Annotated in this window: 24 protein-coding genes; 8 read left to right on the top strand and 16 right to left on the bottom strand. The window is 63.2% G+C overall.

The features are described 5' to 3' along the window. Nucleotides 1-130: 130 nt before the first annotated feature. Both JQ574_RS23995 and JQ574_RS23990 read right to left on the bottom strand, forming a co-directional pair. A complete protein-coding gene (locus JQ574_RS23995) occupies nucleotides 131-1,633 on the bottom strand; it encodes a caspase domain-containing protein (protein WP_249119540.1) in 1,503 nt (500 codons plus the stop codon). A gap of 149 nt (nucleotides 1,634-1,782) precedes the next feature. Next, nucleotides 1,783-3,570, bottom strand: coding sequence for a winged helix-turn-helix domain-containing protein (locus tag JQ574_RS23990; protein WP_212206839.1), 1,788 nt, complete (start codon nucleotides 3,568-3,570; stop codon nucleotides 1,783-1,785). Between the two features lie 254 nt (nucleotides 3,571-3,824). Here JQ574_RS23990 and JQ574_RS23985 point away from each other — a divergent pair, with 254 nt between their 5' ends. The 3 genes from JQ574_RS23985 to JQ574_RS23975 all read left to right on the top strand — a co-directional run bounded on the left by JQ574_RS23985 (nucleotide 3,825) and on the right by JQ574_RS23975 (nucleotide 7,943). Next, the gene (locus JQ574_RS23985; RefSeq protein WP_312018273.1) at nucleotides 3,825-4,865 is read left to right on the top strand and encodes an AraC family transcriptional regulator; all 1,041 of its coding nucleotides are present in this window, start codon (nucleotides 3,825-3,827) and stop codon (nucleotides 4,863-4,865) included. A 317-nt stretch (nucleotides 4,866-5,182) separates the two neighbouring features. Next, nucleotides 5,183-6,733 (top strand): DEAD/DEAH box helicase, encoded by a 1,551-nt coding sequence (locus JQ574_RS23980; RefSeq protein WP_212206838.1) that lies wholly within the window; start codon nucleotides 5,183-5,185, stop codon nucleotides 6,731-6,733. Between the two features lie 142 nt (nucleotides 6,734-6,875). Then, nucleotides 6,876-7,943: a GGDEF domain-containing protein gene (locus JQ574_RS23975; protein WP_212206836.1), complete on the top strand. Its 1,068-nt coding sequence runs from the start codon at nucleotides 6,876-6,878 to the stop codon at nucleotides 7,941-7,943. A 63-nt stretch (nucleotides 7,944-8,006) separates the two neighbouring features. Here JQ574_RS23975 and JQ574_RS23970 read toward each other — a convergent pair whose 3' ends face one another. The 11 genes from JQ574_RS23970 to JQ574_RS23920 form a co-directional block, all read right to left on the bottom strand. Next, the gene (locus tag JQ574_RS23970; protein ID WP_212206834.1) at nucleotides 8,007-8,465 is read right to left on the bottom strand and encodes a TfoX/Sxy family protein; all 459 of its coding nucleotides are present in this window, start codon (nucleotides 8,463-8,465) and stop codon (nucleotides 8,007-8,009) included. A 149-nt stretch (nucleotides 8,466-8,614) separates the two neighbouring features. Then, the gene (locus JQ574_RS23965) at nucleotides 8,615-9,004 is read right to left on the bottom strand and encodes an iron-sulfur cluster assembly accessory protein (RefSeq protein ID WP_212206826.1); all 390 of its coding nucleotides are present in this window, start codon (nucleotides 9,002-9,004) and stop codon (nucleotides 8,615-8,617) included. Nucleotides 9,005-9,149: 145 nt separating this feature from the next. Beyond that, the gene (locus tag JQ574_RS23960) at nucleotides 9,150-9,563 is read right to left on the bottom strand and encodes a VOC family protein (RefSeq protein WP_212206819.1); all 414 of its coding nucleotides are present in this window, start codon (nucleotides 9,561-9,563) and stop codon (nucleotides 9,150-9,152) included. Nucleotides 9,564-9,572: 9 nt separating this feature from the next. Next, a complete protein-coding gene (locus tag JQ574_RS23955) occupies nucleotides 9,573-9,944 on the bottom strand; it encodes an SUF system Fe-S cluster assembly protein (RefSeq protein WP_212206817.1) in 372 nt (123 codons plus the stop codon). Then, complete coding sequence (locus JQ574_RS23950) at nucleotides 9,941-11,188, bottom strand: cysteine desulfurase (RefSeq protein ID WP_212206815.1); 1,248 nt, start codon at nucleotides 11,186-11,188, stop codon at nucleotides 9,941-9,943. The genes JQ574_RS23955 and JQ574_RS23950 overlap by 4 nt, the downstream gene beginning before the upstream one ends. Further along, nucleotides 11,185-12,510, bottom strand: coding sequence for a Fe-S cluster assembly protein SufD (sufD, locus tag JQ574_RS23945; RefSeq protein WP_212206813.1), 1,326 nt, complete (start codon nucleotides 12,508-12,510; stop codon nucleotides 11,185-11,187). The genes JQ574_RS23950 and sufD overlap by 4 nt, the downstream gene beginning before the upstream one ends. Before the next feature lie 20 nt (nucleotides 12,511-12,530). Next, complete coding sequence (gene sufC / locus JQ574_RS23940) at nucleotides 12,531-13,283, bottom strand: Fe-S cluster assembly ATPase SufC (protein WP_212031332.1); 753 nt, start codon at nucleotides 13,281-13,283, stop codon at nucleotides 12,531-12,533. A 17-nt stretch (nucleotides 13,284-13,300) separates the two neighbouring features. Beyond that, nucleotides 13,301-13,519: a hypothetical protein gene (locus JQ574_RS23935; RefSeq protein ID WP_212206811.1), complete on the bottom strand. Its 219-nt coding sequence runs from the start codon at nucleotides 13,517-13,519 to the stop codon at nucleotides 13,301-13,303. Further along, nucleotides 13,519-15,000, bottom strand: coding sequence for a Fe-S cluster assembly protein SufB (gene sufB / locus JQ574_RS23930; protein WP_212206809.1), 1,482 nt, complete (start codon nucleotides 14,998-15,000; stop codon nucleotides 13,519-13,521). Before sufB ends, JQ574_RS23935 begins: the two co-directional genes overlap by 1 nt. An 89-nt stretch (nucleotides 15,001-15,089) precedes the next feature. After that, entirely contained in the window at nucleotides 15,090-16,250 is a 1,161-nt protein-coding gene (locus JQ574_RS23925) for a cysteine desulfurase family protein (protein WP_212206808.1), read from the bottom strand. A 176-nt stretch (nucleotides 16,251-16,426) separates the two neighbouring features. Beyond that, nucleotides 16,427-17,641 (bottom strand): acyltransferase family protein, encoded by a 1,215-nt coding sequence (locus tag JQ574_RS23920; protein WP_212206805.1) that lies wholly within the window; start codon nucleotides 17,639-17,641, stop codon nucleotides 16,427-16,429. Nucleotides 17,642-17,672: 31 nt separating this feature from the next. On the opposite strand from JQ574_RS23920, the gene JQ574_RS23915 reads away from it, so the two are divergent. The 3 genes from JQ574_RS23915 (at nucleotide 17,673) to JQ574_RS23905 (ending at nucleotide 20,050) form a co-directional block, all read left to right on the top strand. Further along, nucleotides 17,673-18,614, top strand: a complete 942-nt coding sequence (locus JQ574_RS23915; protein WP_212383955.1) for a LytTR family DNA-binding domain-containing protein — start codon at nucleotides 17,673-17,675, stop codon at nucleotides 18,612-18,614. Nucleotides 18,615-18,874: 260 nt separating this feature from the next. Next, nucleotides 18,875-19,522, top strand: coding sequence for an alpha/beta hydrolase (locus tag JQ574_RS23910; RefSeq protein ID WP_027536583.1), 648 nt, complete (start codon nucleotides 18,875-18,877; stop codon nucleotides 19,520-19,522). Nucleotides 19,523-19,537: 15 nt separating this feature from the next. Beyond that, nucleotides 19,538-20,050: a DUF1697 domain-containing protein gene (locus tag JQ574_RS23905; protein ID WP_212206794.1), complete on the top strand. Its 513-nt coding sequence runs from the start codon at nucleotides 19,538-19,540 to the stop codon at nucleotides 20,048-20,050. Between the two features lie 96 nt (nucleotides 20,051-20,146). Here JQ574_RS23905 and JQ574_RS23900 read toward each other — a convergent pair whose 3' ends face one another. Together JQ574_RS23900 and JQ574_RS23895 are read right to left on the bottom strand one after the other, a co-directional pair. Next, nucleotides 20,147-20,824 (bottom strand): glutathione S-transferase family protein, encoded by a 678-nt coding sequence (locus tag JQ574_RS23900; RefSeq protein WP_212206792.1) that lies wholly within the window; start codon nucleotides 20,822-20,824, stop codon nucleotides 20,147-20,149. A 117-nt stretch (nucleotides 20,825-20,941) separates the two neighbouring features. Further along, on the bottom strand, nucleotides 20,942-22,045 hold the full coding sequence (locus JQ574_RS23895) for an anhydro-N-acetylmuramic acid kinase (RefSeq protein WP_212206790.1): 1,104 nt from the start codon (nucleotides 22,043-22,045) through the stop codon (nucleotides 20,942-20,944). A gap of 176 nt (nucleotides 22,046-22,221) precedes the next feature. On the opposite strand from JQ574_RS23895, the gene tyrS reads away from it, so the two are divergent. Both tyrS and JQ574_RS23885 read left to right on the top strand, forming a co-directional pair. Continuing rightward, a complete protein-coding gene (gene tyrS, locus JQ574_RS23890) occupies nucleotides 22,222-23,475 on the top strand; it encodes a tyrosine--tRNA ligase (protein ID WP_212206789.1) in 1,254 nt (417 codons plus the stop codon). A gap of 55 nt (nucleotides 23,476-23,530) precedes the next feature. Continuing rightward, the gene (locus tag JQ574_RS23885; protein WP_212206787.1) at nucleotides 23,531-24,778 is read left to right on the top strand and encodes an MFS transporter; all 1,248 of its coding nucleotides are present in this window, start codon (nucleotides 23,531-23,533) and stop codon (nucleotides 24,776-24,778) included. 30 nt (nucleotides 24,779-24,808) lie between these two features. On the opposite strand, the gene JQ574_RS23880 is transcribed toward JQ574_RS23885, so the two are convergent. Beyond that, nucleotides 24,809-25,099 carry a GlsB/YeaQ/YmgE family stress response membrane protein gene (locus tag JQ574_RS23880; RefSeq protein ID WP_211994952.1) on the bottom strand — a complete coding sequence of 97 codons (291 nt, stop codon included), beginning with the start codon at nucleotides 25,097-25,099 and terminating at the stop codon, nucleotides 24,809-24,811. Nucleotides 25,100-25,205: the final 106 nt, after the last annotated feature.

Genomic DNA, 25,205 nt, shown 5'->3' with positions numbered 1-25,205 from the left:
CGAACGCTTCTGCGCTTACAACTCGCCTGCGAAGGTCTAAAATGCCACGAACTTTTGGTTCAGGACACTAGATTCTTGATTTGACACGTTTTCTTGACGCGAACCGGTATCCACTTCGCTCGAAAACGCTTTAGCGCCGGAAGCTCTTGATCTCGGACACGCTGCCGTCGCGGTAGACCAGTTCGACCGAAACCGACTTGGTCGCCGGCGCAAGCTTGAGGTAGGGCTGCGCCTCGCGCGGGATGACACTGGGATCCTTGGGATCGCACGGCGGCATTTTCAGAACCTGGTCGGGCACGGTGCTGTCGATGCCGACGCGCACCTCGCGGATCGCGCAGCGGTACGACATCAGATGGGTGTAATAGACCATGAGGCCGTTGTATTCGCGAAACGACAGCCAGCTGGTCGCGGTCATGTCGAGCACCTTGCGCTGGTCGCGGATCAGCGCGGCCTCGGGATCGAAGCGGATCGGAAACGGCCCCTGCACTTCGCCTGACGTATCGACATAGCGCACCTGGATCGTGGCGGCCGGCGCGTCGGCCGGAAGCTCGATCGACGGGTTCGGCATCCGCTTGCGGGTCCGCGGATCGAGCGTGTCGATGAAGCCGGTCTCGCGGAAATCGCCGGCCTCGCCCATCCGCCAGGAAATCCCGAGCGTCGGATCGGCGATCGAGAACACCACGGTCCAGCCGCTGTTATGGCGCGAGAACATCGCGATCGGCGCGTTGACGGAATCGTTCGACGGCGCAAGCCGGTGCACCGGCGGCAACGCTGCAACCTTCTGCAATGGCTCCGCAGGCTTGGCGACGGCAACCTCGGGCGCGGCTTTCGCCGTGCCGCTCAGGAATACGTCATCGACCATCTGGTCGAAATAGACCGGTATCTGCTTGTGGCGCACGGTCTCCGCCAGTTCGCTGACCAGCCGCCGCGTGCGTTGCGCGACCTGCACGAGGTTGACCCCGGGCTGCGTCAGTTCCTTGGTAAAGGTTCGGGTGAACACCGAATTGGGATTGGCATCGTCGTTCGACAGGCGGTCCAGCGCGGTCTGCCGCGGACCCGCTGAAAATATCGAGAACACGCCTTCCGGCAATTGCGTCATCGGCGCGAGGCCGCCGCCACCGGCGACGGCGCGGGTGCCGGAGCGCTCGAACGGATTGTTGCGGCAGGCGTCGAACACCAGAATGGCGGTTCGCGCGCCCTTGTTCTGCAGGCGCTCGATGATCCGGTCCGCGAGGATGGAAGCGTCGCGCACCAGTTCCTCCTGGCCTTCGGTTGCCGCCGGCACGTCGGTCGGCAGCAGGAAGTTCTGGCCGGCGATCTCAAAGCCGTGGCCCGCATAGAAGAAGAACGCGGTGTCGCCCTTGCTGACCGCCTTGTCGAACGCGAGCAGGCTCTGGCTGAAAGCCTGGCGCGTCTGGTTCTCGGCGACCATAACGGTGAAACCGAGTTGCTTCAGCGTGTCGCCCATGGTGCGGGCGTCGTTGACGGCCTTCTGCAGCTTCGGCACGTTCCGGTAGTCGTTATTGCCGATCACGAGCGCGACGCGTTTTTCGGCATGAGCGGGGGCAGCGAAAACAGCCAAAACGGCGGCAACGCCCGTCACCGCCAAAAACCTGGAATACCAGCGCCTCATCGAATTCCCCACTTGAACGAAATCGTCCGCAACCGCTTGCGATTGCCTCATGCCATAGTCGGCAAAGCCGTGCCGCCGGTTCAATCCGCCCGCAGACCGGATTGCTGTCCCGATTTCACATTGCGGACCTAGCCGCCCCCGCAGAAGCGCTATTTATCCGGCAAGCCGAGCCCCACGAGCACATCAGCCACGCGTTTTGCGGCCTCGGTATAAAGCGGGCTGGCGTTCTTCGGGTCGAGCGCGATGTTGACAGCGGTCGAACCGGGCCGCAGTTCCATCGTCTTGGCCAGGGCAGCCTTGGCCTCGTCGGTGCGTCCCAAACGCTGGTAGGCTGTCGCCAGCACCGCGTGTGATCGTCCGGTGGCCGGCGTGATCGCAATCGATCTCATGAGATATGGGATCGCCTCTTCGTCGCGGTCCATCACCACCAGGGTCAGTCCCGCTCCCAGCAACCAGGTCCAGCGCGCCGTTCGCGGCGTATCGAATTGTTCGGCCAGTTTGAACGTCGCCAGCGCATCCTCGAACCGCCCGAGCCGAAGCTGCCCGAGGCCCAGATTGTAGATCGCGAGCCCGTCCCAGGGATCGAAGGTCAAGACCCTGCCGCAGGCCACCAGGCTTTCGATGAACTGGTTTGTCGCATTGAGGAGCCGGCAATACGCCTCCAGCACGGGGATGTAGGTCGGCTTCGCCCGCAGCGCTTGCTCGAGCATCGACTGCGCGGCGCGCTGGGTGTCGGCAACATCGCTCCGATTGTACCAGGTCATCTGGATGCCGCGCAGCAAGTGCGCGGACAACGCGGCGGCGAGGTCGACATTGCCTGGATCAGCCGCGATGGCTTTCTCCAGCATGGTTTGCGCGGCCTTGAAACGCTCCGGCGTGGTCTGGTTGATCGAGGCCATCGCCTGCTCGATCACGACCTTGGCGGTGCCGCCGGCCAGCTCGTCGTCGGTCGCGGCCGGGCCGGCATTGATCATCGCATTGATGCGAAGCGCCAGCGGATGGCCGACGCCGGCGGCGAGCCGGATCTGCTGAAGCGTCATGTCCGACTTCTCGATGCCGACCGAAACCGAGTTGGTCCAGCGTACCTCGCCGGTGGCGCCATTGCTCATGCGCGCCTGGATGGTCCAGGCCCCGCCCTCCAACCGCAACTCGCCGCTCACCACGAAGTCGGCTTCCGGGTGCGCGGCGACGGGCTGGGGCACCGCCGAAGCTGTTTGAGTTCGCGGCGCCAGCACGCGCAACTTGTCGATCCGGGCCAAGCCGTCGGTGAGCCGGTCGGTCACGTCCCCCGCCATCTCGGCAACCAACTGGCTGTCGCCGACGCCAACGATCGGCATCATGGCGATGGTCGGTGACTTTCGTGGAAACATGGAATCGGGCGTGAGCACCGGTGCTGCGGCGGCAATGCTGACGGCCGCGCTGAGGCGGTCAGCCACGCTCGCCGCCAACTCGGCAAGTTTCTGGCCCTCACCCACCCCAACGAGTTGCTCTGCGGCAACGGCCGGGGGTTTTCGCGCGAAGATGAAATCGGGCACGAAGATCGGCGCGACGACGGCAAGGCCGATAACCGCACCGAGCCCGGCCGCCGTTGCAAGCCCGGCGCGCACGCCGAACCGGAGCCGTTTCCGGGCGGGCTCCGTCGCCAGCGCCGGCGGCACCGCGGCGACAGGATCGGCGTTGGCCGTCGCGACCGGAGGCTGTGCTTCATCAGCCGCGCCAAGGACGCCCGGCCCGACCGTCACTTGCCCGTCGAACAGGTAGCCGCGGCCGGAAACCAGCTTGATCAATTGGCGCTGGTCGTCGCCAAGCGCGGCACGGATTTCGCGGACGCATTGGAAAAGGCTGTCGTCGCCGACATGGACGTTCGGCCAAATCGCGTCGATCAGGTCCTGCTTGCTGAGAACGCGCCCGGCGTTGGTCACAAACAGTTGCAGCATGTCGAAGGATTTCGGGCGCAGCCGGATCGCTTCGCCACCGGGCCCGCGGAGCCTGGCGCGTTCCGGGTCAAGTTCAAATCCGGCGAAACAGAGCAACTTGTGTCCGCAATCTTCTCGGGGCTGGGCTGCGCACAGCGAATATCAGAGAAATTTCAGAAAGTCACCGCCGTCCCATCAGGACCGGATTACCCCACCGTGGCATGATTCCCGGGTGATTTGCCGCTCCGCGGCATATCTTGGGGAGGAATGCTGGGGTGGCTATTTCGGCTATACGAGGAGCGGCACGTCCGGCGCCGGTCGCCTATGCCCCTCCTGGAGATCAGGGTACCTCTGCCTTTAGATGGTCCACCGATCAGGTCGATCCGAAGGACCGCTTCGACTATTGGCGCGAGGTGCGCTCCAAGGCGCTTTTTGGGGCGACCGCCGAACTCGACCGGGAGCACCGCCCAAAGTTCGCCGGGGAATTCTCGCTTCGAAAGTTCGGCTCTGCGGGCCTGATTGGCCTCCGCGCCTCGAGCTATCATGTCGAGCGCAGTGCGACCGATATCGCCAGCGCACCCAGCGACAGCCTTTGCATCTGCGAGCAGCTTGGCGGCGGCGGCTGGTTCAGGGTCCGCAATGTCGATGACTTCCACGTCGCCGGCGGAACGTTTGCGACAAGCTATTCGGACCTGCCCTACCACACCGTCCCGATCGCCGCTGACGGTTTCGATCTTCGCATTCTGAAGGTGCCGGTGGCCGACATTCTGCTGCCGCTACCCGGCCTGCACGACCTCGTCCCGAAACCGTTTACCGACCGCGCCGTCCTCACCCCGCTTCTGGAATCCTGTTTCACCGACCTGACCGAAGCGGATGACGACAGCGATCCGGCGACAACGAAGGCGCTGGTGCGGACGCTCACGCACCTCACGCTGATCGAGCGCGGCGTTGTCCGGCCGACCAGCCGGATGGCGCAGTACGCGGTTCGGGCCGGCCGCCTGTCCCTGGCGCGGCGATTGATGGCCAGCCACATCGCCGAGCCGCAACTGTCGCCAGCGTTCGTCGCAAGTCGGCTCGCGATCTCGGTTCGTCATCTGCACGTGCTGTTCGAAGAATCCAGCATGAGCTTCTCGCAAACCGTCACCGCGCTGCGCATCGAGCGAAGCCGCCGCCTGCTGCGCGAGGCGCCGGCCATGACCATCGCCGAGATCGCCTTTGCCAGCGGCTTCGACAGCCTCGCAACGTTTTATCGCGTGTTTCGCACGGTTCAGGGCATCACGCCCGGTGACTTCAGGGAAGCGGCGACAAGGAAATAGGGTATGAGCGCGCGACCGGTCGCGTGGCAGCAAGCTCGGCAAGCTCGACGCATTTGACGGCCAAATGACGGTTTGGCCGTTATTTGTGCGAAAACATTAAGCTTTTTCGGCCTTTTCGGTGGTTCCCAGATTGACTTTGGCCGTTTCGCGCCTATGTTCCGGCTCAACGCGGCCTAGGATCGACACGCGATTCCCTAAGGTTAGCCGCTCGTCTGCGTAAGTCAGAGCCCCCAGCTTCTTAAAGCGCGCCGTTTCGGGGTTGAACGCGACAGCCTTATTACCCTCGATTCCGAACGGCGGTGTCGACTAGAGGCTCAATGTCTTTTTCCCATCTCGGACTTTCCGACAAGGTTCTCGCCGCTGTTGCGGCCACCGGCTACACCACCCCTACGCCCATTCAGGAACAGGCGATCCCCCACGTTCTGGCCCGCCGTGACGTTCTCGGCATCGCCCAGACCGGCACCGGCAAGACCGCTGCCTTCGTCTTGCCCATGCTCACCATGCTGGAAAAGGGCCGCGCCCGGGCACGAATGCCCCGCACCCTGATCCTGGAGCCGACCCGCGAACTTGCGGCCCAGGTCAAAGAGAATTTCGACAAATACGGCATTGGCCAGAAACTCAATGTCGCCCTGCTGATCGGCGGCGTCTCGTTCGGCGATCAGGACACCAAATTGACCCGCGGCGTCGACGTCTTGATCGCGACCCCGGGCCGGCTGCTCGACCACACCGAGCGCGGCGGGCTGCTGCTTACCGGCGTTGAACTCCTGGTCATCGACGAAGCCGACCGCATGCTGGACATGGGCTTCATTCCCGACATCGAACGGGTCTGCAAGCTGGTCCCGTTCACGCGACAGACCCTGTTCTTTACCGCGACGATGCCGCCCGAGATCAGCCGCATCAGCGAAGCCTTCCTGCACAATCCCGAACGTATCGAAGTCTCCAAGCCTGCGACGACAGCTGTGGGCGTGTCTCAATTCCAGGTCGCCTGCGGGCGCGAGGTACACGAGAAGCGCGAGATCCTGCGCCGCCTGCTGCGCGAGGCCAAGGACCTTCAGAACGCGATTATCTTCTGCAATCGCAAGCGTGAAGTCGCCGTCGTTGCCAAATCGCTTCAGAAGCACGGCTTCAGCGTCGGCGCGCTCCATGGCGATATGGACCAGTCGGCCCGCACCGCGGCGCTCGAATCATTCCGCAAGGGCGAAATTCCGCTGCTGGTGGCTTCCGACGTCGCCGCCCGCGGTCTCGATATTCCCGCCGTCAGCCACGTCTACAATTTCGACGTGCCGCATCATCCCGACGATTACGTCCACCGCGTCGGCCGCACCGGTCGCGCCGGCCGCGCCGGCACCGCGATTTCGATCGTCACATCGCTCGACACCAAATCGCTGGCCGCGATCGAACGGCTGATCGGAAAATCCATTCCCCGCGCGGAAGGCGACTATTCCGTGCGATCGGAAGCGTCAGGCGATATCGACCCGCCGCGCGAGGCGCGCGGCAGAGAAGGTTCTCGCGGAGGCTCCCGCCACGGTGCGCGAGAAGGCTCCAGGGAAAGCGTCAAGGAAGGTTCGCGGGAAGGTTCACGTGGCGGACGCAAGCCGCGACGTGAGCGCGAACCGCGCCACGGTGAGCGCGAGCCGCGCCAAAGTGAACGCGAGCCGCGCCACGCCAAGGGAGGCGAGCGCAACTCCGGCTCGCAGCCGCAGGCAGCGACCGAAGCGTTCACACCGCCAGCGCCCGCACCGGCCTCCCGCGTGCCCTCGATCGGCCGGGCCGAGCCGCGGCGCGCCCAGCGCGAGGTCGAATCCGAGCCTGCCGATCACTCGCACCTTCCGGCGTTTTTGCTGCGTCCCGTGCGCGCCCGCGTCTAACGCTTTCAACGCCGTCCACGCGGTGAACAGGGTACAGCCCTGTTTACCGGGCGTTCATTCTCCTCCCTTAACTTCGCAGCGATAATTTTAGTCATTGCCTGCTGGGCGGCGCGAAGCGTTGCTCGCCATTAGGGACGGATCAGTGGTGAAACTGCTGGACGAACACGAACGCACGTTGGCCTTCGCCGAAGTCGCGATGGGCCAGATCAAGTCGCTTCGGCAGACCGCCGTGCCACGCAATTATGAAATCTGGTACGTCTACGCCACCGGTTACAACGCCCCCCTCAACAAGATCATCAACGAGACGCTGGCGCGCAACGGCAGGCTCAGCGAAGCCGACCTCGAACAGATCTACGAAACCTACCTCTCCCACATCAAGACCTCTGACCGCATCGACAAGGTCGGCGCGCGCGTGATCGGCGAGATCGACGACGTGATGACGCTGATCACCGAGGCGCTGGGCATGTCGGCGAGCTACGACGCCAGCCTGAGCGGCGCCAGCCAGAAACTGTCGACCGCGCAGAACCGCGACCAGATCAAGGCAGTGGTCGAACAGCTGGTGAAATCCACCCGCGAGATGCGCGACACCAACAAGGCGCTGGAGAACCGGCTGTCGCTGTCGAAGAGCGAGATCAGCAATCTCCAGCACAGCCTGGAAGCCATCCGCGCCGAGAGCCTGACCGATCCGCTCACTGGCCTTGGCAATCGCAAATATTTCGACCGCTCGATCGAGATGGCGGTACAGGCGGCACTGGCCAACGGCGAGCCGCTGTCGCTATTGATGTTCGACATCGATCATTTCAAATCGTTCAACGATTCCTACGGCCACCTTACCGGCGATCAGGTGCTGCGTCTGGTCGGCATGTCCTTGAAGCAGACCATCAAGGGACAGGACATCACCGCGCGCTATGGCGGCGAGGAATTCGCGGTCGTCTTGCCCAACACCGCACTGCGCCAGGCGCTGACGGTTGCCGATCACATCCGCCGCGCCGTGATGGCGAAGGAATTGAAGAAGAAATCCACCGGCGAAATCCTCGGCCGCGTCACCATCTCGGTCGGCGTGTCGATGCTGAAGCCGGACGACGACACGGATTCGCTGATCGAACGCGCCGATGCCTGCCTCTACGCCGCCAAGCGCAACGGCCGCAACCGCGTGATCTGCGAAGTCGACCCCGAATACGCCGCCGACCAGCGCAGCCAGGTAGCGTAGGTCCGCTCGGTCCGTAGGGTGGGCAAAGGCGCGCTTGCGCCGTGCCCACCAACCTCCGGTTCGTTATCTTGAATGGTGGGCACGCTTCGCTTTGCCCACCCTACGAACTGACTTCTTCTTGACCGCCGGCTTTTTCGCGGCAACCTTCTTCGCGGCTTTGGCAACGGTTTTCTTCGCCGCCTTGCGCGCCTTCGGACGCTTGCGCAACGCGGCGCGCTGCGCGGCGGCCAGCGCCGCCCTCGCCCAATCGCTCAGCTCTTCGGAGTCGTCGAACAGCCGCGCCGGCAATTGCCAATACGAATTCACGGTCACGGTTTTCGTACGCGTCTGATACGAAAACGGCTGCGAGCCCTCCGCCGCGAACTGCGGGATCGTGGTTTCATCGGCCCTGAAATACAGCCCGGCGCGCAGCGCGAGGGCGAAGTTGGTTCCGTCAGCGGAAATGCCGAAGCCGGAAAACATCCGGCGGATCGTCACCGGTCCGAAATCGGCAAACAGGTCGATCAGGAAATCGCGATCCATGCGTGTGGCTCACACCCTCGCTGTCGTCCCGGCCTCGAGCCGGGACCCATACGCCGCGGCCCGCGTTGTTGGAAAAGGAAGATAACGACTAGCGTGCAAACCAACTGCGGCCGGTGGCTATGGGTCCCGGCTCAAGGCCGGGACGACTGTCAGACCTTCGCAGGCGTCAGCTGCACCGACTCGCCGCAACCGCAGGCGGAGACCTGGTTGGGGTTGTTGAAGATGAACTGGGCCTGCATCTTGTCGGCCTTGTAGTCCATCTCGGTGCCGAGCAGGAACAGCACGGCCTTGGGATCGACCAGGATCTTGACGCCGCGGTCCTCGACCACCTCGTCGGTGGGACGGACCTCGTGGGCGTATTCGACGGTGTAGGATTGCCCGGCGCAGCCGCCGTTCTTGATGCCGACGCGCAGGCCGACGATTTCGGAATCGGCGCGCTTGGTCAGCTCCGTAATGCGCTGCGCCGCCGCTTCGGTCAGTTTCATGACCTGCGGGCGCGGCCGGGGCTTCGGCTTGGAGACGGGTGCGGTGGTGTCCATTGCAGTGGATCTCCTTACGCCGCGCGGTGGCGACGAAATCCTATACCGTTAAAATAACAACGAAATTCCTGCTGTGAAGGTCTGATATCCCGAATTTGGTTAGAACCCGTCCGAACGAAACCGTATTCCTACTCGCAGATCGCCCCTAATAAATCGCCCAAACTCCCGGCGTCACCAGTTCCAGCAGATGCCGGTCCGGGTCGCGAAAGTAGATGCTCTTTCCGCCGCGCGGCCAGTCGGTCCTGCCTTCGATAGCGACACTGTGCTCGCCAAGCCGCGTTTCCCAGGCCGCCAGTTCGTCCGCCGTGATGGCAAAGGCCACATGGATCGGGCCGTTGCCGTCATGCGGCGGAATAGTCCCGCCGGGCAAATGGAGCGTGTCGAGCGTCGCGCCGCGACGAAACAGCAGAAGCACATTGCTGCCGCCGACATCGAAAGCAAAAAATCGCGAATCACGCGTCAGCGCGACCAGCCCAAGCACGTCTTCGTAGAATGCACGGGCGCGGTCGAGGTCATCGACGTAGAGTGCGGTCTCGAGAACACCGGATAGTTTCGGCACCAGGACCCTTCACCACATATTGAGGACGAGGCGGGCCTCGTCGGACATTCGGTCCGGCGTCCAGGCCGGCTCCCACACCAGATTGACGTTGACGACGCCGACGCCGGGAACGCTGGCAACCGCGTTCTCCACCATGGTCGGCAGTTCGCCCGCCGCCGGGCAGTTCGGCGTGGTCAGCGTCATCATCACGTCGACGCTGCGATCGTCCTTGAAATCGACCTTGTAAATCAGCCCGAGTTCGTAGATGTCGGCCGGAATTTCCGGGTCAAACACCGTTTTCAGCGCAGCCACGATCTCGCCGCCGAGACGCTCGGTCTCCTCCGGCGGCAGCGCCGATTGGGTTTCCATGTTGGCGGTTTTGACTTCGGCTGTGTCGGTCATGAAAACAATTCCTGCGCCTTGATCAGCGCCTGCACCAAATGGTCGACTTCTTCACGGGTATTATACATCCCAAAGGACGCCCGGCAGGTGGCTGTGACATTGAACCGCTCTAAAAGCGGCATCACGCAATGGGTGCCGGCGCGGACCGCGATGCCCTGGCGGTCGATCACGGTGGCGATATCGTGGGCGTGCGCGCCCTTCATCTCGAACGAGATCACCGGTCCCTTGCCGCGCGCGGTGCCGATCAGCCGCAGCGAATTGATTTCTCGCAGGCGATCCTGGGCGTAGGTCACGAGGTCGTGCTCGTGGGCGGCGATGCGCTCCTTGCCGATCGAATTGACGTAGTCGATCGCGGCCCCCAGCCCGATCGATTCCACGATCGCGGGCGTGCCGGCCTCGAATTTATGCGGCGGATCGCCATAGGTGATCCAGTCTCTCGCGACTTCGCGGATCATCTCGCCGCCGCCGTTGAACGGGCGCATCGCGACCAGGTGCTCATGCTTGGCGTAGAGTACGCCGATGCCGGTCGGACCGTACAGCTTGTGACCGGTGAAGACGTAGAAGTCGGCGTCGATGTCCTGGACGTCGATCGCCAGATGCACGGCGGCCTGGCTGCCGTCGATCAGCACCGGAATGCCGCGGGCATGCGCCAGCTTCACCACGTCCTTGACCGGCACGATGGTGCCGAGCGCGTTCGACATCTGGGTGACCGCGACCAGCCTGGTGCGGTCGGTCAAGAGCTTCTCGAATTCCTCGATCAGGAAATTGCCTTCGTCGTCGACCGGCGCCCATTTGATGACCGCGCCGTGGCGCTCCCGCAGGAAATGCCAGGGCACGATGTTGGAATGGTGCTCCATGATCGAGATGATGATCTCGTCGCCGGGCTTGATGTTGGGCTCACCCCAGGACGACGCCACGAGGTTGATCGCCTCGGTGGCGTTGCGGGTGAAGATGATCTCTTCGGTACGCGCGGCGTTGAGGAATTTTGCCACCTTGGCGCGGCCGCCTTCATAGGCTTCGGTGGCGGCGTTGGCGAGGTAATGCAGCCCGCGATGCACGTTGGCGTATTCGCTCTTGTAGGCTTCCGTCATGCGGTCGAGCACGGCGGTGGGCTTCTGGGCGGAGGCGGCGTTGTCGAGATAGACCAGCGGCTTGCCATAAACCTTCATCGCCAGCGCCGGAAAATCCTCCCGCACCCGCGCGACGTCATAGGCGCCATTCTTTACCGCCGGATGCATGGTCAACCCCTCGCCTCCAGCCAACGCTGCGCCGCTGCAATCGCAAGCTCGCGCAGGCCGTCATTCACAATCGATTCAATCGCCTCGCCGACGAAGGCCTGGATCAGCAGCGCCTGGGCTTCCTTCTCGGACAGGCCGCGCGCGCGCAGGTAAAACAGCAGGCTCTCGTCAAGCGCGCCGGTGGTCGCGCCATGGCCGCAGGTGACGTCGTCAGCAAAGATTTCCAATTCCGGCTTGTTGTCCGCCTCGGCGTCGTCCGACAGCAGCAGCGCCCGCGTCATCATCTTGGCGTCGGTCTTCTGCGCATGCGGACGCACGATGATGCGGCCCTGGAACACCGAATGGGCGCGGTCGTCGACGACGGCGCGGAAGATTTCGCGGCTGTCGCAATGCGGCACCGCGTGGTCCATGAACAGCGTGGTGTCGGCGTGCTGCTTGCCGTTGAGCAGATTGACGCCGTTGGTCTCGACCCTGGAGCCCTCGCCGGCAAACGCGATGGTCGCCTGGTAGCGGCTGACGCCGGCCCCCGACATCATGCCAAAGGTGTTGAAGTGCGCGTGTGCGCCGAGGCTCACCACACCAGAGGAAATATTTGACGCGTCGCGGCCATCTTCGTTGAGACGGACATGATCGAGGCGTGAATTGTTGCCGATCGAGATGATCAGGGAATCGTGAACCTGATAGGCCTTGGCGCCTTCGGCCGCGATATAGCTTTCAACCAGGGTCGCACCGGCATCCTTGCCGAGGCGCAGCAGCGAGCGCGTGAACATCGCCGCCGGCACCGTACCGCTGGCGATATGGACGATCTGCAGCGGCTGCGTCAGCACGACGCCGTCCGCGACATCGATCACCACGCCGTCGGTCATCATCGCGCTATTCAGCGCCACCATGGGATTGGCATTGTCAGGCGTGAACAGCAGCGCCTGAAGCGCGGCGTCGCCGGTTTCCAGCGCCTCGCGCAGGGTGCGGATGACAAGGCCCTTCTCGAGACCGCCGAGTTCGGAAAGCTTTGGCGCAAAGACGCCGTCGACCAACACCAGCCGGCGGACGCCGTCGATGGCGTGCAGCTTGGCGGCGCTAGCCGCGCGCGAAAACTCCGCGGTATCCGGCGCGGGCGCCAGCGGCAGCACCTCGCGCATCAGCGCGCGCAAATCCGTGTATTTCCAGTCCTCGATCCGGCGATGCGGCAAGCCCGCTTGCGCATAGGCTGCGAAAGCCGCCTCGCGCGCCGCAGCGACCTTGCCGGTGCCGGGAAGCCGGTCGCGCGCGATCGCAAAGCTGTCGCTCAGCGCGCTCCCGGTCTCGTTTTTTACCAAAGCCACATTCATCACAAAATCCGTATCCCGCCTCAGGCTGCGTCTTCGAACTGGGCGTAGCCGGAAGCCTCGAGCTCCAGCGCCAGTTCCTTGCCGCCGCTTTTGACGACGCGGCCCTTGGACATCACGTGCACGAAATCCGGCACGATGTAGTTGAGCAGCCGCTGGTAGTGGGTGATGACGACCATGGCCCTGCCCTGCGAACGCAGCGCGTTGACGCCGTCGGCCGCGACGCGCAGCGCGTCGATGTCGAGGCCGGAATCCATTTCGTCGAGGATGCAGACGGCCGGCTCGAACAGCGCCATCTGCAGAATCTCGTTGCGCTTCTTCTCGCCGCCGGAAAACCCGACATTGACGCCGCGCTTGAGCATGTCGCGCGGAATGTTCAGGCTGGCCGCCGCGGCATAGGCCTTCTTCAGGAATTCCGGCGTCGTCAGCTGGCTCTCGCCGCGCGCCTTGCGCTGCGCATTCAGCGCCACGTGCAGGAAGTTCATGGTGGCGACGCCGGGAATCTCGACCGGATACTGAAACGCCAGGAACACGCCCTTGGCGGCGCGCTCGTCCGGGGACATCTCCAGGAGGTCCTCGCCCCTGAACAGGATTTCGCCGCCGGTGACTTCGTAGCCGGGCTTGCCGGCGATGACGTGCGACAGCGTCGATTTGCCGGAGCCGTTCGGCCCCATGATCGCGTGCACCTCGCCCGGGTTTACCGTGAGCGACAGCCCATGGAGAATCTCACGCTCCTCGACACGGACTTTCAGATCTTTGACTTCAAGCAGTGACATTGTGTTCGGTCCTAAAGTTATTCCGCCAGTTCAAGGCGCTTCTCGATGCGATCGAGGCGGCTCTTGATGTCAGCGATATCAACGTGATCATGTTCCTGTATGGTCAGCATTCCCGCCATGTGCTGGCGCATTGCCGTCAATTCCACCCGCATGGTCTGCATCTCGTTGAACAGCTTGCCGAGATCACCACGGATCACCGGCAGCTGTTCCAACACGAGATTGTCCGGCTCAACCATCAGCCAACACTCCCCTCCAGCGAGATCGAGATCAGCTTCTGCGCTTCCACCGCGAACTCCATCGGCAGTTGCTGCAGCACGTCCTTCACAAAACCGTTGACCACGAGGCCGACGGCTTCTTCCTGGCTGAGCCCGCGCTGCACGCAGTAGAACAGCACGTCTTCCGAAATCTTCGACGTGGTGGCTTCGTGCTCGAACAGCGCCGAGGAGTTCTTGGCTTCCACATACGGCACGGTGTGCGCGCCGCATTTATCGCCGATCAGGAGCGAATCGCAGGCGGTGAAGTTGCGCGCGCCCGTTGCTTTCCGGTGGGCGGTGACGAGGCCGCGATAGGTGTTTTGCGAGACGCCGGCGGCGATACCCTTGGAGATGATCCGGCTCGTCGTGTTCTTGCCGAGATGGATCATCTTGGTGCCGGAGTCGACCTGCTGGTGACCGTTCGAAATCGCGATCGAATAGAACTCGCCGCGCGAGTTGTCGCCGCGCAAGATGCAGCTCGGGTATTTCCAGGTGATCGCCGATCCGGTCTCGACCTGGGTCCAGGATATCTTGGAATTGTTGCCGCGGCAGTCGCCACGCTTGGTGACGAAATTGTAGATGCCGCCCTTGCCTTCGGAGTTGCCGGGGTACCAGTTCTGCACGGTCGAATATTTGATCTCGGCATCGTCGAGCGTGACGAGTTCGACGACGGCAGCGTGCAGCTGGTTCTCGTCGCGCTGCGGCGCAGTACAGCCTTCGAGGTAGCTGACGTAAGAGCCCTTGTCGGCGATGATGAGCGTGCGCTCGAACTGGCCGGTGTTGCGCTCGTTGATGCGGAAGTAAGTCGACAACTCCATCGGGCAGCGCACGCCCGGCGGCACGTAGACGAACGACCCGTCGGAGAAGACAGCCGAGTTCAGCGTCGCGAAATAATTGTCCGAGGTCGGCACGACCGTGCCGAGATACTTCTTCACGAGTTCAGGGTGTTCGCGGATCGCTTCCGAGATCGGCATGAAGATCACGCCGGCCTGCTTCAGCTCCTTCTGGAACGTGGTTGCGACCGATACCGAATCGAAGACAGCGTCGACCGCGATCTTGCGCTGGCCCTCGGGGCGTACGACGCCTTCCAGCACCTCGACTTCGCGCAAGGGAATGCCGAGCTTCTCGTAGGTCTTCAGGATGTCGGGATCGATCTCGTCGAGCGAACCGATCGTCTTCTTCGGCTTCGGCGCCGAATAGTAATAGAGATCCTGGTAATCGATCTTGGGATAGTTGACGCGGGCCCATTGCGGCTCGGTCATGGTCAGCCAGCGGCGATAGGCCTCCAGACGCCATTCCAGCATCCAGGCCGGCTCGTTCTTTTTTGCGGAGATGAAGCGGACGGTGTCTTCCGACAGCCCTTTTGGAGCCTTGTCGGACTCGATCAGCGTCTCAAATCCATATCGATATTGGTCGACGTCGATCTGCCTGACGCGATCGACCGTCTCCTGTACGGCAGCCATTTCATCCTCCGCTCGCGGTTTCAAGGACCGCGGTGGATCAATCCGGCGGTTCCGGCCTGATCGATCCTGATTGGTTCAGAACCGATTGCTTAGAACCGTTCAACCTGTGTTTCGTCGCTCTTAAGTAAGGTATTGGCGAGCGTTCGCCAAGCCTTGAGGGCCAATTCAATCTCTGTCTGTGATGTAGACCACCCCAGACTGAGCCGCACAGCTCCCTGAGCCAGTTCCCGGCCCTGGCCCATCGCGTCCAGGACATGCGACGGCTGGACCTTGCCCGACGAGCAGGCCGAGCCAGACGATACCGCAATACCGGCGAGATCGAAGCCAATTACGGCCGTTTCGGCCTTTAGGCCGGGAACGGTGAACAGTGTGGTATTGGGCAACCGCGGAGCAGGTTCAGCGAACACGATCATCCCCGGCGTCTGCTTCAGACCGTCCTCGAGGCGATCCTTCAGCCCCTGCAGCCGTCCCGCATCCGTGCCCAGCGCTGCCATCGCCGCTCTGGCAGCGGCCCCGAACGCCGAAATCCCGGCCACATTCTCGGTGCCCGCCCGGCGGCCCAGTTCCTGTCCGCCGCCGCGCAGCAGCGGCTCCAGCCCCTGCACGTCCCCGGCCAACACCACAGCACCGACACCCTTGGGGCCGCCGATCTTGTGCGCAGAAAGCGTGATCAGATCGGCTTCGATCGAGTTGATATCAAAGGTTATTTTCCCGAATGCCTGGATCGCATCGACATGCAGCAGCCCGCCGGCCTGATGGACGATCCGGGCCACCTCCGCCACCGGCTGAATGGCACCGGTCTCATTATTGGCCAGCATCACCGATACCAGCGCGGGAGGGCCGTCCAACAGCTCGCGCAGATGGTCGAGGTCAACAAGGCCTGAGGCCGTGACCTTGATGGTCTTGATCGTGTCGGGTGGAAAGCGTCCGCCCGACAGCACAGAGGCGTGTTCGATGGCCGACACCAGCAGCCGTTGAACCGGCTGCCCCGCGCCCCGCCGCAAGCCCGGCGTCAGCGCCAGCACGTTGGCCTCGGTTCCACCTGACAAAAAGACCACGTCCTGCGGCCGGGCGCCGACCGCCGCGGCGACCGCGGCGCGGGCGTCCTCGACCAGCCGGCGCGCCTGGCGGCCCTCGGCGTGGACCGAGGACGGGTTGCCGGCGAACTCCCAGGCCGCCGCCATCGCCGCCTTGGCTTCCGGGCGAAGCGGCGTGGTCGCGTTCCAGTCGAGATAGATCCGGTCGGGCATGCGCCGTCTTAGCACGTTTCCCTAGAGCATTATCGGTTCTGATTGAATCAGAACCGAAGCTCTAGTCTCTTGTTTTGACGCGTTTTCTACCGCAGATAAGTCTACGCAATCTGCGTAAACTTGATTGCTGTGCGAACCGGCATCCACTTCGCTCGAAAACGCTTCCAGGCGGCCAATCATTGCGCGGGCTGGCTCCTCGCCCGCACCGGCATGGCCGGTTCGGATGCCATCCGCAATCCGAACAAGGGCCTCAAGATAGTGACGCGCCGAACGATCTCATAGGTCGCCACACAGGCCGCGATCGTTCCAAAAATGACGATCCCCGCCTCAAGCCAGGCTGGCAGACCCTGTCCGTGCAAAGCATGCGCAATCATGATGATCGCGGTCTGGTGCACGATGTAATACGGGAAGATCGCATCGGTGAGATAGCGCCGCGCCGGCGAATCCGCGGTCAGCCATCGCCGCGCGAAGCCGAGCAGCGCGACCATGCAAAGCCATTGATAAGAAGCGTAGGCAACGCCGGCATACATTTTCAGCGGCACGCCGCCGTACCTGTTCGCCCGCACGGCGAGAAAGGACAAAAAGAATCCGGCCGCCAGCGACAGCGCCAGCCAGCGCAGACGCTCCATCGCCTCCCAGACGGCCGTAGCGCGGACCAGCACGAAGCCGAACAGGAAGACGGTCGCGAACAGCGCGTGATTGTACCAGTCGCCGAACAGCGCGTGCGTCGATGGAAAGTGCGGCAGCAGGACCAGGCGATAGGCCGCAAGCAGCAGCGGCGGCACGACCAGCAGCAGCACGCCCGACAGCGCGGATGCCAGCCGCCGCTCGATCCAGCCGAGAAGCCCCGGAGCCAGCCACAGCACGCCGCCCAGCGCCACCGTGTAGACCCACAGATAGGCTACGAACCAGAGATGGTTCCAGGTCGGCAGCAGGATGCAGGGGGTTGGGCAGAATTGCGGCCCGAAAGCGAAATAATGCCGCTGGTAGAAATCGACGAAGCCGGCCGGATAGCCAAGCGCCTCGACGATCTGGTCATAGGCCTGCGACGGCACGATCACCAGCATGCCGAACACCAGGGGTATCAATAGCCGCGCCGACCGCGACCGCAGCAGCGGCCCCAGTTTGTATTTGCCCAGCATGAAGCGGGTCGCCACGCCCGAAACCAGGAACAACAGCGCCAGCCGCCACGGATTGAGCACCAGCATCACCGGTTCCAGCGCAACGATCCGATGCGCGCTCTTGATGTGGAAGCCCCAGGAAACGTAGAGCATGCCGACATGGTAGAAGATCAGGAGGCCGAAGGCTGCGATCCGCACCCAGTCGAGATCGATGCGCCGATCGGAGCCGGGAGCGCTGTCCGGTGATTGTGATATGGTTTGCTGCCACATGGCTTGATCCCTCAATGTGCGACGAAGTTGGATGACCGACGTCAAAAATGCGCCTGATGGCCGTGGCGTCGAGCCGGTTTGGGATCAAAACCAGCCTGCTTGGGACGAGACGACCTCGCGTGGGACCAGCGGATTGCTTCGCGGGATAACCGGCGCCGACTGGCTGGTCTATGCCGGGGTCGGGGCGGTCGCGCTTGCGATCGGCAGCGTCAATGCGCTGTCGATCGCGGACGACATCGCCCGGCGCGGCGGCCCGTATAACCTCAAGACGCCGCTGCTCTGGGAGATGACCAGCATTGCCGTCATCATCCTGCTGGCGCCGGCCCTGTTCGCCGCCGTCAGGCGAATCCGCCGGGAACCGCGCGGGCTGGTCCGTATCGCGCTGGTGATCGCGGCGATCATCGTCTTCTCCGCCGTGCACATCACCGGGATGGTGGCGTTGCGTAAACTCGTGCTGTGGATGCTCGGCGGCAGCTATGATTTCCACCTCTCGCTCGCGACCGTGCTCTATGAGGCTCGCAAGGACGCGGTCACCTGCCTGTTGATCGGTGGCGGCATGTGGCTGATCGACAGCCGACGGGAGATCGGGGCGGTTGCGGCGGCCGCCCCCGCCACGGCAGCCGAAGAGCTGCCGCATATGGTCTGGCTTCGCGACGGCACCACCCGCATCCGCATCGAACCCAAAGAGATTATCTGGATCAGTTCGGCCGGGAACTATGTCGAATATAGCCTCGCCGATGGTCGAGGCCATTTGGTCCGCGGAACGCTGGCAGCGGCCGAGGCTCAGCTTGCGCGCTTCAAACTGGCACGCGTCCACCGCACACGGCTGGCCAATCTCGACCGGGTGACCGCCGTGGCGTTGAAGCCATCGGGAGATTTCGAGCTTACCTTCGACACCGGACAGACCGCTGTGGGCAGCCGGCGCTACCGCAACGCCATCGCCTCGCTTGAACGCATTACCGCTTCAAGTTGAGCGGCCGACTTGCCATGGCGGCACCGAGGCGGCTCTCGGCGAAAAGAAATCTCTAAAATCCATCAAATACTTATCCCCGGCGCCGGATTCACCCTTGCCCGGCTGCGGGCGCATAAAAACCTTGCTTTTTGCCCCTCGCCTCATGTTAGAACGCGGCCGACAGTTCACGGGGCGCCGCGCGCGCATCTCCCAAACGACGCCTGATTGCCGTTTCTCCGCGGATCAATTCCGTCGCCAAGAAGCACTTCCAAGGATCATCCATGCCCGAAGTTATTTTCACCGGTCCCGCAGGCCGTCTCGAAGGCCGCTATCATCCGGCGAAGCAGAAGAACGCGCCGATCGCGATGATCCTGCATCCGCATCCGCAGTTTCACGGCACGATGAATCACCAGATCGTCTACCAGTGCTACTACGCCTTCGCGCATCGCGGCTTTTCGGTGCTGCGCTTCAATTTCCGCGGCGTCGGCCGCAGCCAGGGATCGTTCGACCACGGCACCGGCGAATTGTCGGACGCGGCGTCCGCGCTCGACTGGGCGCAGACCATCAATCCCGAAGCGCGCGCCTGCTGGGTCGCGGGCTTTTCGTTCGGCGCCTGGATCGGCATGCAGCTGTTGATGCGCCGGCCCGAGGTCGAAGGTTTTATTTCGATCGCGCCGCCGGCCAATCTCTACGACTTCTCGTTCCTCGCGCCCTGCCCGTCGTCGGGCCTGATCGTGCATGGCGAAAAGGATGCGGTGGTGCCGCCGAAGGACGTCAACACGCTGGTCGAGAAGCTCAAGACGCAAAAGGGCATCGTGATCGACCAGCAGGTCATCCCCGGCGCCAACCATTTCTTCGACGGCAAATTGCAGCCGCTGATGGAAACGGTGACCGGCTATCTCGACATGCGGCTCGCCAACGTCCGCTAAATCAAGCCGTTTGCGATGACCGCCTTCGTCGCTTTGCTGCGTGCCGTCAATGTCGGCGGCACCGGCAAGCTGCCGATGAGCGGGCTCAAGACGATGTGCGAGGCGCTCGGGTTCGATAGCGTCCGCACCTACATCGCCAGCGGCAATGTGGTGTTCACGAGCCGCAAATCCGAATCTGCGGTCAAGAAGGCGCTCGAAGCGCGGCTTGAAGCCTATGCCGGCAAAGCCGTCGGCGTCATGGTGCGCACCGCGGCCGAGATGCAGGCCGTTCTGAACAACAATCCGTTTCCAAAGGCGCCGGGCAACCGGACGGTAGCGATATTCCTCGATGCCAAGCCACCGGCCGATACGCTGGCCGCCGTCAAAGGCCGCAAGGACGAAGAAATCGGATTGGGCTCGCGCGAGATCTTCGTCCACTACGGCGACGGCATCGGGCGATCGAAACTGGTGATCCCTGCCGCGAAAGCAGGCACCGCGCGCAACATGAACACGATCGCGACGCTCGCGAAAATGGCCACGGAATTGTAGAATTGTAGGATGGGTTGAGCTCCTTCGCGAAACCCATCTATTGCTGCCCGAGAATGAGTGATGGGTTTCGCGAAGAGCTCAACCCATCCTACGCGTTCACGCTGCCAATTTCAGCATGTGCGCGTTATGGCGAACCAGGAACGCGTGCAGCAATTGTGGATAGTCGGTGCCGACGGCGTTGCGGACACTGTCCCGTTTTGCCAGTTCCGTCCGCCATGCGCGCACCTTCGGCGTCTCTGCGAAGATCGAGAGGTCGATCAGTTCGTCGAACACATCGAAGTAGCGGAAGATTGGCGCGAACACGGCGTCCACGAGACTAAATTTCTCGCCGGCAAAGAATGGACCCGAACCCAGCGCCTCCTCGACGCGTGCGAACTTCGCGGCCACCGCGACGCGTTTGGCTTCAAACACCGCGGCATCGCCTGTCGTCTCGAGGCCCCACAGCTCGCTCAGGATCGTCGAGCCGAATTCCATCCATGCGCGGTGCTGCGCCCGCTGCAACGCGTCCTGCGGATGCAGTTTTGCACCCGTTTGGGTTTCCTCGATGTACTCGCAGATCACGTTGCTCTCGAACAGCGCGACCTCGCCGTCCTCGCTGCGCACGATCAGCACCGGCACCTTGCCGAGCGGCGACAACTTCAGGAACCAGTCCGGCTTGTTGGCGAGGTCGATATCGACGCGCTCGAACGGCACACCCTTCTCGTTCAGCGCGATAACGGCGCGCTGAACGTAGGGACAAAGCTTGTGGCTGATCAAAGTGAGTTTTGCCGTCATGACGACCTCCAAGGGCGAGGCCAAACGGCTCGCTTCATGCATTTGCATCAAATTAGATGCACGTGCATGTAGTCGTCAAGATCAATGCAGTTGCACAACAGATCTTGATCCCGGCCGCTACGGCCGGGCCATCAGCCCCCCGGTCATCGGGATCGGCACCCCCGTGGTGGCCGGATAGCTCAGCGGCAGGCCTTTGAGCCCTCGCGCCGCGAGGAAGCCGAAGGCCTGCGCCTCGATCGCATCCGAGGCCCAGCCGAGCCCATCCGCAGCCTCGACGGCCGCAGGCTGAAGCCGATCGCGCAGCATCCGCAGCATGGTCAGGTTGCGGGCGCCGCCGCCGGCCACGATCCAGCTCTTCGGCACCTTCGGCAGCAGCGGCACGATCCGGGCGATCGATGCGGCCGTGAACGCGGTCAGGGTCGCGGCGCCGTCCGCGGGCGACATCCCGTCGACCTTGAGCGCGGCAAAATCATTGCGGTCGAGCGATTTGGGCGGCGGTCTTGTGAAGAACGGCAGCGCCAGCGCGCGGGCAATCCAGGCGTCATTGACCTTGCCTTGCGCGGCGGTCTGGCCGGCGGTGTCGAAGCGCTGGTTCAGGACACGGTACATGTGGTCGTCGAGCAGCGCGTTGCCGGGCCCGGTGTCGCAGGCGATCAGCGTGTCGGTCCCGTCGATATAGGTGATGTTGGAGACCCCGCCGATGTTAACCACGACGATCGGACCCTCGCGCTCGAGCGACTGGGCCAGCGCGCGGTGATAGACCGGCACGAACGGCGCGCCCTGCCCGCCGGCAGCGACGTCGGCGGCGCGGAAATCATGCATGACGGGGATGTGGATCGCCTTTGCCAAGGCTGCGGCATCGCCGATCTGTACCGTCAATCGGCGCTCGGGCCGGTGCAGCACGGTCTGGCCGTGAAAGCCGACGATGTCGATGTCCTGGGCGGAAATGCGGTGTTGCGCGGTAAAGGCCGCCACCGCCTCGGCATGGGCCAAAGTGACGGCCTGTTCGGCGTCCCGCAGGACGCCAGGCCGCGCATCGCGCTGCGGCAGGTTGACGGCCTCGTACAGCGCCTGGCGCAGCAGGCGGCGCTCCATTTCGCTGTAGGGTCGATATCCGGATGGCCCAAAAGCCCGGACTTTCCGGCCATCGGTTTCGATCATGGCGACATCGACCCCGTCGAGCGAGGTACCGCTCATCAAACCTATGGCCGTCAACATCATCGTAATCGTGCCTTCGCCACGCCCTGCTCGAATCGTCCCGCCGACGACGACCAGCTTGTGCCAAACACGGACATCTTATAATGCCACACCGCAAGCGCTTGCGGCAGCCCATTCCGCTATGGTTCCGCAACTCGTTACAATTACCGTGAAAATAGAATGATCAGAGTCGCAGACCAATGACCGCATTTAAATCAGATTTCCTGAACATTTTACAGGAACGCGGCTTCATCCACCAATGTTCCGATTTCGACGGCCTCGACGCGCTCGCCGCGAAAGGCCAGGCGACCGCCTATGTCGGCTACGATTGTACCGCGCCGTCGCTGCATATCGGCAATTACCTGACCATGATGATGCTGCACTGGCTGCAGCAAAGCGGCAACAAGCCGATCACCCTGATGGGCGGCGGCACCACCATGGTGGGCGATCCCTCCGGCAAGGACGAGTCGCGGGCGATCCGCTCGATCGCGGAAATCGAGGCCAACAAGGCTTCGATCCGCGGTGTGTTCTCAAAGGTGCTGCGCTACGGCAACGGCGCCAGCGACGCCATCATGCTCGACAACGCCGAATGGCTGACCAAGCTGAACTGGATCGAAATGCTGCGCGACATCGGCCGGCATTTCTCGGTCAACCGCATGTTGACGATGGACTCGGTGCGCCTGCGGCTCGAACGCGAGCAGGAGATGAGCTTCATCGAGTTCAACTACATGGTCTGCCAGGCCTATGACTTCGTCGAGCTGGCCCGGCGCACCGGCTGCCGCTTGCAGATGGGCGGCTCCGACCAATGGGGCAACATCGTCAACGGCGTCGATCTCGGCCGCCGCATGGGCACGGAACAGTTGTTCGCACTGACCACGCCGCTGCTCACCACAGCCTCGGGCGCCAAGATGGGCAAGACCGCGCAAGGAGCGGTGTGGCTCAACGCCGACGCGTTCTCGCCATACGATTTCTGGCAATACTGGCGCAACGTCGAGGACGCCGACGTCGTGAAATTCCTGAAGCTGTTCACGATCCTGCCGATGAGCGAAATCAACAAGCTTGCGGTGCTGCAGGGCGGCGAGATCAACGAAGCCAAGAAGGTGCTGGCAACGGAAGCAACCGCGCTGCTGCACGGCCGCGATGCCGCCGACACCGCTTCCGAAACCGCGCGGCAGACGTTTGAGGAAGGCGCGGTCTCGGAAAGCCTGCCGACGGTAGAAATTCCGCGCGGCGAACTTGATGCCGGCATCGGCGTCCTCGCAGCATTCGTCAAGGCCGGCCTCGTCGCATCGAACGGCGAGGCGCGCCGCCAGATCAAAGGCGGCGGGCTGCGCGTCAATGATGCTGCCGTGACCGACGAGAAGATGGTCCTGAACGCGGATAATCTCACGCAGGAAGGCGTCATCAAGCTGTCGATGGGCAAGAAGAAGCACGTCCTGCTCAAGCCTGCATAGGCGCATTCGCTTTACGCGCTTGCTCGGCGGCGCAGAAACGCGCTCCCTGCCTTCCATGGATCAAAAGACGCCAAGGGGAGACTCGTTGACTCCGCCGCTCAAGCCGGCGCGCACGGCCCTCAACGTGCTGGCGCTGTGCTTTGCGTTGTCGGTGGTCGGCCGCGGCCTTGGCGAGAGTTTTACGGTTTTCCTGAAACCGATCGCGGAGAGTTTCGCCTGGGACCGCGCCGAAGTGGTCTCGGTCTATTCGCTGACCTGGCTCGCGGGCGGGCTGATGGCGCCGTTCGTCGGCCGGCTGTTCGACCGCTCAGGACCCCGCCTCGTCTATTCGCTTGGATTGCTGCTGCTCGGCGGCTCGTTCCTGGTCGCCTCCCGCGCACAGGCGCTGTGGCAGTTCCAACTCTCCACCGGATTGTGCGTCGGCATCGGCATCGCGCTGATCGGCGTGGTGCCGAATTCGATCCTGCTCGGCCGCTGGTTCGGGCCGCGATTGCCAACCGCGATGGCGATCCTCTATTCGGCGACCGGTGCGGGCATCCTGGTGCTGTTGCCGGCCTCGCAGCTCTTGATCGACCGCATCGGCTGGCGCGATGCCTATCAATGGTTCGGCATCGCCGCGCTGTGTCTGTTGCTGCCGCTGCTGCTGATGCCGTGGCGGCTGTTCGCGACCGGCTCGCCGCATGTCGTCAAGAAGACCGACGACGGCCTGGTCGATGATGGCTGGACACTGAAGAGCGCGATGCTCAACCACGTCTTCTGGGCGCTGTTCTCGACCTTCTTTTTCACCGCGGTGGCGATGTACGCCATCACAGCGCAGATCGTGGCGTATCTGATCGACGCCGGCTTCCCGCCCCTCGAGGCCGCCACGGCCTGGGGTTTTTCCGGCGTGGTGCTGCTGTTCGGCATGCTCGGGATCTCGACGCTGGACGGCATCATCGGCCGCAGGCCGTCAGTGCTGTTCAGCTACGGCGTTTCGATCGTCGGCATCATCCTGCTCTGGCTGCTGCAATATTATCCGAACTACTGGCTGCTGACCGGCTTCATCATCTCTTTCGGCAGCATGATCGGCTCGCGCGGGCCGCTGATCACCGCGACGGCACTGAACATTTTCCGCGGCAAACGGGTCGGCACCATCTTCGGCACCATTTCGATCGGCAGCGGCCTCGGCTCGGGACTGGGCTCATGGGCCGGCGGCCTGATCCATGACTGGACCCACAACTATAACGCGCTGTTCGTGTTCGCGCTGGTCAACGTGGTGCTGGGATTGATCCCGTTCCTGGTGGTGCCGGCGCTGCGGCGCTGACGACACAATCCAGGGACGGCGCAATTGTCATCACGGGCGCCACCAGCTCCTTCGCCATCGACCGCCACCACGAACCAGCCGCACGACGACGAGTAGCAATATCGCGCCGATGGTCGCATTGATGATTGCGCTGATGATTCCGGTTCCGAGATGAATGCCGAGCTGCGGCAACAGCCAACTTCCGATAAAGGCGCCCACAATCCCGATAAGGAGATCGCCGACGATCCCAAAACCAGTCCCCTGCACGATTTGGCCCGCGAGCCAGCCGGCCACGAGACCGACAAACAAGATGACCAGCAAACTCTCGCCCGACATATGCATATCGTCACCTCAGCGGTTGGCCGCAGCGCCAGCATTGCAGGCTGGTCCGCATCTGCCTGTATAAGATTGATCATGCCCGACCGAACAAAGTCGGCCGGGCAGATCT

The organism is Bradyrhizobium sp. AUGA SZCCT0158, assembly GCF_018130065.1.
Lineage (GTDB): Bacteria > Pseudomonadota > Alphaproteobacteria > Rhizobiales > Xanthobacteraceae > Bradyrhizobium.
This window is presented reverse-complemented; position numbering and strand designations above follow the sequence as displayed.